This is a genomic window from Micromonospora craterilacus (assembly GCF_003236315.1).
Classification (GTDB): domain Bacteria; phylum Actinomycetota; class Actinomycetes; order Mycobacteriales; family Micromonosporaceae; genus Micromonospora; species Micromonospora craterilacus.
In genome coordinates this window covers 1-10,319 of the sequence record NZ_POTY01000244.1, presented here as the reverse complement: position 1 = coordinate 10,319, position 10,319 = coordinate 1, and the positions used below count along the sequence as shown (strand labels likewise).

4 protein-coding genes are annotated in these 10,319 nt (G+C 70.3%); 3 read left to right on the top strand and 1 reads right to left on the bottom strand.

Going from position 1 to position 10,319, the window contains the following annotated elements; genetic code table 11:
- Positions 1 to 211 precede the first annotated feature (211 nt).
- Complete coding sequence (locus C1I95_RS27830) at positions 212 to 523, top strand: hypothetical protein (RefSeq protein WP_111218173.1); 312 nt, start codon at positions 212 to 214, stop codon at positions 521 to 523.
- 54 nt (positions 524 to 577) lie between these two features.
- Here C1I95_RS27830 and C1I95_RS27825 read toward each other — a convergent pair whose 3' ends face one another.
- Positions 578 to 2,008, bottom strand: coding sequence for a serine hydrolase domain-containing protein (locus C1I95_RS27825; protein ID WP_233513926.1), 1,431 nt, complete (start codon positions 2,006 to 2,008; stop codon positions 578 to 580).
- A gap of 469 nt (positions 2,009 to 2,477) precedes the next feature.
- Here C1I95_RS27825 and C1I95_RS27815 point away from each other — a divergent pair, with 469 nt between their 5' ends.
- Together C1I95_RS27815 and C1I95_RS27810 are read left to right on the top strand one after the other, a co-directional pair.
- Positions 2,478 to 9,944, top strand: coding sequence for a LamG-like jellyroll fold domain-containing protein (locus tag C1I95_RS27815; RefSeq protein ID WP_146605870.1), 7,467 nt, complete (start codon positions 2,478 to 2,480; stop codon positions 9,942 to 9,944).
- A gap of 58 nt (positions 9,945 to 10,002) precedes the next feature.
- A complete protein-coding gene (locus C1I95_RS27810; protein ID WP_111218167.1) occupies positions 10,003 to 10,209 on the top strand; it encodes a hypothetical protein in 207 nt (68 codons plus the stop codon).
- The last annotated feature ends 110 nt before the right edge of the window (positions 10,210 to 10,319 follow it).

Below are 10,319 nucleotides of genomic sequence, written 5' to 3'. Positions count from 1 at the left end.
GCCTTGTGGTGCGGGCTACCTCGGCGCGTCCTGTCCCCGCTGGTCGCGGCCGGGCTCTTTGTCGTTTTGTGCGGGGCGTGCCAGGGGACCTTTTCTGCACTGGCCGGCCGGTCCACCCGGATGAACGACTGACCCCGGCCATGAACGAGCGGGTGGGCATCGGAACGTCACCGCGGTGGAGGCCGGGGTACGCGGATCTGGAGGTGCGGGCGTGGCGACCTACGAGGAGCACGAGGAGATCCCGCGCGAGTTCCGGAGCTTCGCTAACCGGCACGGGCTGGAGTACCGGCAGCGGCCGTCCGGCATCGCGCTCTACCTCGGCCTGGGTGCGGCGTTTCTGGGGCTGCTGTTCGGCACGGCACCGAGGGAGCCGGGAGACCGGGCCCTCGGGCTCCTGATGCTGGGCGGAGGTGCCACGCTGCTCGTCCTCTCCTGGGTGCTGCACCGCCGGATGCGGGCCCGAGAGGACGAGCTGTACCGCCGGTACCTGCGCTGGAAACAGGAGCGGGACGAGCACGGGTAGCCCTGACCGCCTGGCCGCTGCGGGGGAGTCGGCCGGCGGGCCGGCGACCGTTGCTCAGGCGCAGAGGTTGGCGATGGCGACGCGGATCGGGTCGGGGTTCGCCCAGCTCCAGTTGGGGTGGGCCCGGTTGGTGAGCAGGACGAGGACCATCTTGCGGGCGGGGTGGACGAGCAGGCTGGTGCCGGTGAATCCGGTGTGTCCGAAGGTGCGGCTGGTGGCGAGTTTGCCCATGAACCAGGGTTGGTTGAGGACGACGCCGAGGCCGTGGTGGGAGGTTCGGTTGGGGCGTTCGGCGTCGACGGCGGGCAGGCCGGTGTTGACGTTGGCCAGCATCTTCTTGGTGGTGGCCTCGGAGAGGATGCGGGTGCCCCGGTAGGTGCCGCCGTCGAGGAGCATCTGGCCGATGACGGCCAGGTCGGCGGCGGTGCTGAAGATGCCGGCGTGTCCGGCGATGCCGCCGAGGTGGTTGGCGACGTCGTCGTGCACGGTGCCGCGGAGCAGTCCGCGGGAGGAGCGGGCGTCGGTGGCGACGAGCCGGTTGGCCTGGTCGGCAGCGCTGAGCCAGGTCTTCGGGTTGAAGCCGGTGTCGCGCAGGCCGAGTGGGCCGGTGATGCCGCTCTTGAGTGCCTGGTCGAGTCGCTGGCCGGTGACCTTCTCCACGAGTTGGGCGGCGACCATCAGTCCGACGCTGGAGTAGCGGAACACGGTGCCGGGCGTGGCGCCCTTGATCAGCGGGGTGCCGAGTACGGCCGCCCGGCGCGCCGCGTCGTCGGACAGGCCGGTGACCTTGGCGCCGACGGGTAGGCCGCTGGTGTGGGCCAGCAGCATGGCCACGGTGATCTTCTCTTTGCCGGGGCCGGCGAAACCGGGCAGGTAGTCCACCACGGGGGCGTCGAGGGCGATGCGGCCCTTGTCGACCTGTTGCAGGGTGAGGATCGCGGTGTAGACCTTGGTCAGCGACGCGGTGTCGAAGATCGAGTCGTGGTTCATCCCGACCTGCTTGGCCTCGGGCAGCAGCACCGGGCCGGCCCCGTAGCGCAGCGCCTTGCCGACCGCCGCCCGGCCGGCGAGCTTCCCGTCGATCTGGCAGAGCGCCACCGCGCCGGCGTACGCGGGGTGGTTCGGGTTGGCGCTGGTCGGCTGGAGGTGCCGGGTGAGTTCGGTGCCCAGGGCGCGGCTGAGCGGCGTCGGTGCCCCGACGCCTCCCTGCCCGGTCACCGCCCCGCCCTCCGCGGCGGACGCCGACGTGCCGGGCGCCGCGCCCATTGCTTCGGTGGCCGCGGGAGAGGCGGAGGCGCCGGCCGGCGTACCCGCCGAGGCGGCGGGGGACGCTCCGGCGCCGGGGGCACTCGCCGCTCCGCTGGTGGCCGACGGTGTGCCGGGGCCGGTCGCCGAGGACGGCGGTGCCTGGTCGCGGCAGCCGGTGACGACGGCGGTGACGGCGGCGAGGCCGACGCCGAGCACGGTACGGCGGTGCAGTGGCATGCGCGGCATCATGACAGGCGCTCGCCACTCGCCGCATCCCGGCACCCTGGCTGTTTCCATCCTGTTCATTCCGCCGAATAGTGATCATTATCACATTGCCTGCTCTTGATCGTTGACCAGAGCCGGGCCTTGTTGGCGTCGGCGGTTTCACTGTCAGTAAGCGGCACGGGAGTCGCCCTGCGCCTTCCGCAGTCGGCGTGATCGTGTCGCACCTGCCGTGGGCTGCCCCGTGATTCGCGGCGGGAGTCGTGCGGCCGGGTGGCCCGTGTCGGTTGCTGGCGGTGACGATGTCGGCGACGGATGGTCATCTGTCCGATTTACATCATCGGCCGTTTGTGGTCGCCGCAGGGCGCATTTGGGCGGCCTTCTAGCGTCCACGTCGGCTTTCGTCAATGCATTGATCTCGATTAGTCGATCTCCCTAGGCTGCCCTGACTTTCGCTGTGTCCGGTTTTACGGGGAGGCTGGCTGTGCCAGAGCAGTGGGTGCGTGGCGGCGTGTTTGTCGCGTTGGCGGGTGACGGTTTCGTCCGCTGGGCGAGACGGGTCGCGGTGGCGCTGGCGGTGCTGATGGTCGTGACCATGTCGGACGTTCCGGTCCGGCCTGATCGGGCGGTGGCCGCGCCGAAGCCGGCCGCCGCGCCGAACCCGGCCGAGAAGCAGGCGTGTCCGGAGGATCGTCCGGACGAGGTGTCGGCGGCGGTGGCCGCCCGGTTGTGTGGCGAGCGCGTCGAGGTGGCGAACCGGCGGTCGGAGACCGTCCAGGTCTTCGCCAACCCGGACGGCACTCTCACCCAGGAGCAGGCGCTCGCGCCGGTGCGGGTCCGTCAGGGCGACAGCACGTGGGTGCCGGTGGACCTCACGTTGGAACGCCGGGCCGACGGCACGGTGGTGCCGAAGGCGCACGCCCGCGACCTGAGTTTCGCCGGTGCGTCCTCGGGGTCGGGTGAGCACGAGGTGGTGTCGCTGGGCACCGGTGCGGAACGGACGTCGCTGGCGTGGGCCGGTCCGCTGCCCGAGCCGGTCCTCGACGGCCGGACCATCACGTACCCGGAGGTGCGTCCCGGGGTGGATCTGGTGTTCCACGCCCACGCCTCCGGCTTCGAGCAGCACTTCGTGGTGAAGGACCGGGCCGGCCTGGCGCAGGTACGCAAGCTGGCCTTGTCGATGCGTACCGGCAAGCTGACCGCCGCCGCCGATGGCATGGGCGGGCTGGTGCTGAAGAACTCCCGCGGGAAGCAGGTCGGGCGGGCGCAGAAGCCGCTGATGTGGGACGCGAAGGTAGGCCCGCAGTCCGCCGAGCACCTCAACACCGCCCCGGTCGCGCTGCGCGCGACGCCGTCCGGCGCGGGCCGTACCGATCTGGAACTGACGCCCGACGCGAAGTTCCTTGCCCGCGAGGATCTCACCTTCCCGGTGACGATCGACCCGCCGACGTCGTTGTCGCCGTCGTTCGACGCGTTCGTGCAGAACAGCTACTCCAGCGACCAGTCGGGTGCCGCCGATCTGAAGCTGGGTTACTCCAACGACGGTGGCACCTTCTACGCCCGGTCGTACCTGCGGTTCAACACGACCGGATTCGCCGGCAGCAAGATCATTACTGCGAAGCTGCGGCTGTGGAACTACCACTCCTGGTCCTGCACCGCCGCCTCCTGGGAGGCCTGGCGTACGGATCACGTCGACGCCTCGGTGCGCTGGACGAACCAGCCCACCGCGCGGGCGAAGGTCGGCACGTCGACCGAGACCAAGGGTTACAACTCGTCGTGCAACGACGGGTACGTCTACATCGAGGTCGGCGGTGCGTTGCAGCACAGCGCCGACAACAACCTGTCCAGCGCCAGCGTGATGCTGCGGGCCACCTCCGAGTCGAGCACCGCCGGGTGGAAGAGGTTCGACTCGGCCGAGGGCGGACGCCCGCCGCTGCTGACGATCACGTACAACAGTGCGCCGTCGGCGCCGTCCGCGCTGGCGGTCGCCCCCTGCTACACCGCCTGCGGCGCCGGTGCGCGGACCGCCTCGCTGCGTCCGACGTTGTCGGCGAAACTGGCCGACGCCAACGCGGGGCAGACGTTGCAGGCCGAGTTCGAGGTGCGGAACAAGAGCACCCAGGCCGTGGTCAGCACCTCCGGTCTGCGTTCGGGCAGCCCGGCGTGGACCAACGGGTCGACCGCCTCCTGGCAGCTGCCGGTCAACCTGGCCAACGGCACCGATTACGAGTGGCGGGTGCGCGCCAAGGACCCGCACTCCTACGGCGCCTGGACCGGGTGGACCACGCTGACCGTGGACACCACCAAGCCCGGGGTGCCGTTCGTGTCGGCGACGATCTACCTCAACGACGGGCTGCCACACGGCGGCGCGGAGGCGCCGGACACCTTCACCTTCACCCCGGCCGCCGGCACCAACGACCTCGCCGCGTTCGTCTACCGGCTCGACCACGACGCTGCGGACACGACGATCGCGGCGACCAGCGCGAAGTCGGTGACGTTGCGTCCGCGCGACGGCCGGCGCACGTTGACCGTGCAGGCGAAGGACTCGGCCGGAAACCTGTCCGACCCGAACCTCTACGTCTTCGAGGCCGGTGACGCCGCCCTCGTCGAGCCGCTGCCCGGCGCCACCGTCGTCAAGCGCACGAAGCTGCGGATCACCACGCCGGTCGCCGGCTACACCCGGGCGTACTTCGAGTACCGACGTGGGCCGGGTGGGGCCGTGCTGCCGGTGCCGTCGGCGAACCTGACCTCGGCCACCGGCGCGCCGATCACGGCGACCGCCGCCAGCCCGGTCGTCCTGTCGTCGCTGGGCGGTTACGCGATCTGGAACGCCACCGACACCCTCGGTCTGACCGGTGGTGTCGTGGAGGTACGGGCACGTCTCTACACCGCCAGCGGCAGCACCCCGGCGTACACGATTCCGTGGGTGCGGGTGACGGTCGACTCCAGCGGCGCTGGCGCCGCCGGTGACGAGGTCGGTCCGGGGGCGGTGAACCTGCTAACCGGCGACTACGCGCTGTCCCCCACCGACGCCGACGAGTTGGGCCTGTCGGTGTCCCGGACGTCGTCGTCGCGCAACCGCAGTAGCGGCTATCTGCCGATGGGTCAGCGGTTGACGCCGAACCAGCAGCAGGTCTCGACCAACCTCACCGGCTTCACCGTGCCGAGCACCTCCTCGGCGGTCCGCTCCACCGTCCGCGGCCAGGGCGAGACCACCCCGGCCGACTCGCTGGAGATCACTCCGGTCACCACCACCAGCAACGACACCTACGTGGCGGTCGGCGGAGACGGTGGCGCGCTGCGGCTGGGCATGACCGCCGGCAAGACGTACCGGATGACGGGTTGGATCTTCGTGCCGGCCGCGACCGGCCTGGTGCCCGACAACACCCACCGGGGGCTGCGGATCGTCGGCTTCCACCGGGTCGGCGGCGCATACACCGAGGTCGTCTCGCCGATGGCCGCCTACACCGAAGGGTGGCAGGAACTGTCGGTGGACATGACCGTCCCCGCCGGCGCCACCGAGGCGTTCTTCCGCCTCTACAACGGCGCCCAGGGCGGCTCCGGGCGCCGGGTCTACTGGGACAACCTCTCCTTCACCGAGATCGTCGCCCCCTTCGGGCCGGCCTGGAACGGCGGCGCGACCGGCGGGGCGGCAGATGTCGACTACACCACCCTTGAGCTGCCCGAGCCGTCGATGGCCCTGGTCAACACCATGGACGGCGGGTGGATCACCTTCGCCAAGAACGCCGACGGCACCACCTTCACCCCGGAGCCGGGTGCGGAGGGGATGGTGCTGAGCCGGCTGGGCAGCACCGCGTACCGGCTGTCTGAGCTGGACGGCACGATCACCGAGTTCACCCAGCAGGGCGGGGTGTGGGCCGCGGCCAGTTCGTGGACGGCGGAGGCAAACACCACCACCCGGTACACCTACGACACCAGCGGCGACCGGCTGCTGCTCAAGAAGGTGATCAACCCGGTCGAGCCGGGCGTCGACGACACCAACAACTGCGCCACCGCCACCCCGGCGCGTGGCTGCGAGGTTCTCGAATACGAGTACGCCACCGCCACCACCGCCGGGCTGAGCCAGACCGTCTTCGGCGACTACACCGACCGCGTCTCCGGGGTGAAACTCTGGGCCTGGGATCCGGACACCTCCGCGATGACCGCCACCCAGATCGCCCGGTACGCCTACGACAACCTCGGCCAGCTGCGCGAGGTGTGGGACCCGCGGGTCAGCCCCGCACTCAAAACCGGCTACGAGTACGCCGACGGTCGGGTCGCCAAGGTCACTCCGCCCGGTGAGCTGCCGTGGCACCTCGACCACGGCAACCCCGACGTCGACTCGGCCGCACTGCGCTGGGACCTCGACGCCGGCTCCGGCAGCACCGTCGCCGACTCCTCCGGCAGCGGCCGCACCGGCACCATGGCCAGCGGCGTGACCTGGGGCCAGGGCAACGACCCCGACAACCCGGCCGACCGGGCCGCGGTCTTCACCGGCGGCTCCGGCCAGCAGATCAGCGTGGCCGGCACCGCCCTTTCCAACACCTCCTCCTACACCGTCTCGGCCTGGGTACGCCTGAAGACCAAGACGGCCAACCGGACCGCGGTGTCCAAGGACGGCTCACGCACCAGCGGCTTCTTCCTCAACTACGTCGCCGCCGACGACCGGTGGGCCTTCTCCCGGGTCAGCGCGGACACTGACGCCGCCACCCCGATCCGGGCCACCTCCAACACCGCCCCGGTGGCCGGCCGGTGGACCCACCTCACCGGCGTCTACGACACCGCCAGCGGACGGATGAAGCTCTACGTCGACGGCGTACTCCAGAGCACCACCGCCGCCGTCGGCGGCTGGAACGCCACCGGCGGGTTCGTCATCGGCCGCGCCAAGTGGGCCGGTGCCGCCGCCAACGTCTGGGACGGCGAGATCGACGACGTCCGCGTCTACGGCAAGGCCCTCACCGACGACCAGGTCACCGACCTCGCCGGCGACGAGAACGCCGGCCGGCTGCTCAAGGTGCGCCGGGCCGCGCTCCAGCAGGGCTCGAAGACGGCCACCGATGGTGAGATCGCCACCAACGTCGTCTACAACGTCCCCCTCAGCCAACTCGCCGGCGGGCCGTACAACCTGAACTCCACCGCCATCTCCGCCTGGGGACAGGTCGACCTGCCCACCGACGCCACGGCCATCTTCGAACCCGAGGACAACCCCGGCCGCAACAGCGCCACCCCGGCCGCACCCGGCACCAACGGCTACAAGCACGCCACCGTCCACTACCTCTCCGCTGGCGGCAAGGAGGTCAACACCGCCACCCCCGGCGGCCACATCGACACCCAGGAGTACGACCGGTTCGGCAACGTCATCCGCACCCTGGAGGCCACCGACCGGGCCCTGGCCCTGGGCGCCCTGCCCAACGCCGACACCTTCCTCGCCGAGCTGGGCCTGGCCGGGTCGGATACGGCAACCCGTGCGCTGGCGCTGTCGACCATCAACACCTACAGCTCCGACGGCGTCGACCTGCTGGAGACCGTTGGACCGACCTCGACCCTGGTCCTGGAGAACCCGCTCGACGACCCCGACGGCGGCGGGCCGCTGGCGGCCATCCCCGCCGGTGCCACGGTCATCGGCCGGGCCCGCAGCGTCAACACGTACGACGAGGGCAAGCCGGACGGGGCCACCTACCACCTGCTGACCCGGGAGACCAAGGGTGTGCAGGTGGTGGGCTACCCCGACGGTGACGTACGGGTCACCAGGAAGAGCTACGACGCCGAGTACGGCGGGGTCTCCGGCTGGACGCTGAAGAAGTCGACCAGGCAGACGGTCGACGCGATCCCGGGCGGCAAGAACCTGAGTTCCGGGGTCGTGTACGACGCCTCCGGCCGGACGGTCAAGACGGTGGGGATCGGATCGTCCGGGTCGGACGCCGGGACCCAGGAGTCCGTCTACTTCACCGCTGGCGCGAACGCCCAGGACAGCGCATGCGGCAACAAGCCGGAGTGGGCCGGGAAGCTGTGCGTGACCCGGGCTGCCGGTGCGGTGACCGGACACGACCCGGCCCGCATGGCCACCAACCTCCCGGTTCGGCGAGTCGTCTCCTACACCCGCCACGGCGACGAGGCGGTGGTGACCGAGACGGCGGCCGGCAAGACCCGGACCACCACCACGACCTACGACGCCGCCACCCGGGTGACCGGCAAGGCGATCACCTCCGACGAGGGCGCAGCGATCCCGACGGTGACGACGACCTACAGCCCGACCTCGGGTGAGGCCACCGCCACCACGATGGGTGGTTCGACCATCGCCCGCGAGTACGACCTGCTGGGCCGGCAGGTGTCGTACACCGACGCCGACGGCGGCACCACCGTCACCGAGTTCGACCGGTTCGGCAAGTCGGTGAAGGTCTCCGACCCGACCGGCCACCGCACCTTCGCCTACGACCGGGTGGCCGAACCTCGCGGCCTGTTGACCAGCGTGACCGACAGCGTCGCCGGCACGTTCTCCGCGAAGTACTCGCCGGACGGGCAGCTCACCGAGATGAAGTACCCCGGTGGGCTGACCCGGACCGACCGGCTGGACGTGAACCTGCGGCCGGTGGAGCGGACCTACACCCGTGACTCCGACGGCGAGGTGATCTTCTCCGAGTCGGTGGTGACCAACACCGCGAGCCAGTGGGTGGAGCACACCTACACCGGCGGCAGCAAGACCTACCGCTACGACCGGCTCGGCCGCCTGGTGCGGGCGCAGCACGACAGCGCGATCACCGAGGGGTGTGTCACCCGGACGTACTCCTACGACGACCGGACGAACCGGTCCGGCAGTTCACAGTTCGCCCCGGCCGCCGAGGGCGAGTGCGACGCGTCGACGGCGACCACGACGCGGACCCACGGTTACGACACGGCGGACCGGTTGACCGACGACGGGTACGTCTACGACGCGTTCGGCCGTACGACCGCGCTGCCGGGCGGGCTGGTCAACAGCTACTTCGCCAACGACCTGGTGCAACGCCAGCAGCTCGATGACGCGCGGCAGACGTGGACGCTGGACCCGGCGCACCGGTTCCGCGCCTTCACGACCGAGAGTCTGGTCGAGGGGAACTGGGTCGACGCCACCTCGAAGCTGAACCACTACGGCGACGACTCCGACAGTCCGCAGTGGATCGTCGAGGACACCGCGCTGGGCAACGTCACCCGCAACGTGTCCGGCCCGGACAACGACCTGGTCGCCACTACCTCGGCGACCGGCGACGTGGTGCTACAGCTGACGAACCTGCACGGCGGCATCGCCGCGCAGGTGGACACCGGGCTGACCGAGCCGGAGCTGTTCGACTACGACGAATACGGTCTGCCGGTGGCCGGCCAGGCCAACCAGCGGTACGGCTGGCTGGGTGGCAAGCAGCGCTCCGGTGAGGCGATCGGCGACGTCATCCTCATGGGCGTCCGTCTCTACTCGCCCGCGCTCGGGCGGTTCCTCCAGGTCGACCCCGTCGCTGGCGGAAGCTGCAACGCCTACGAGTACACCTGCGCCGATCCGATCAACGCCACCGACCTGGACGGCAAGCGCAAGTGTTCGCGCTGGGCCAGGTGGGCCTGCAACGCCGGCCGGGCAGTAGGTGGCCATTTCAAGAAGCACTGGCGCACTTACGCCGCTGTCGGAGTAGGTGTGGCCGGAGCAGTCGCTCTCGGTTTCTGCGCCGCGTCTGTGGTCTGTGGGGTGGCGGTCGGAGCTGCCGCCGGCTTCGGTGCGTACGCCGCATCCAACGCCGGTACTCGCAACTGGAGCTGGCGAGGTGCCGGTATCGCCACCCTTACCGGCGGTCTCACCGGAGGATTCGGAACAAAGCTGAATGGCCTACGATACCTCCGAGGTGGACCAAAGCATCGATGGACCAGCGGCAAGCACGCCCGGGGAGGCTGGCAACCCAAGCATCGCGGGCGCTACCTCAGGCGCTTCTAGGCGACAGCACTCCGAGCGTTGGTCGACGGATGTCGAGAGGGCCAGCAGATGGGTAGTCATGACTAAGGCGCGGTTCATCTTCGGCACAGTGCACGGCCTGACCGTGTTGCTTCTGGTCGCAATCGCTGTGGGCATCCTGGCGGTCACCGTGTCGACGACGTGGGTGCCGTTCGCGGTGGTGGCGGTTGCGACACTGGGAGGCGTCGCCCTCAATTTCCTGTACAACACGCGGTACGGCGACCCCGGGAACGGCCGGGAAGAGTAGTTCCACCTGACGACAACGTTGCGGTAAAGGCGCTGCGGTCCCCTCGGGGTCCGCAGCGCCTCGCCTTCGGTCCGCAGCGTAGGCGGGAGTCGGCCGGGTAGGCGTTGTGG

Excerpts from the sequence above, each read along its gene's own strand:
- C1I95_RS27825 (WP_233513926.1), bottom strand. The coding sequence starts at position 2,008 with ATGCCACTGCACCGCCGTACCGTGCTCGGCGTCGGCCTCGCCGCCGTC.
- C1I95_RS27810 (WP_111218167.1), top strand. The coding sequence starts at position 10,003 with ATGACTAAGGCGCGGTTCATCTTCGGCACAGTGCACGGCCTGACCGTG.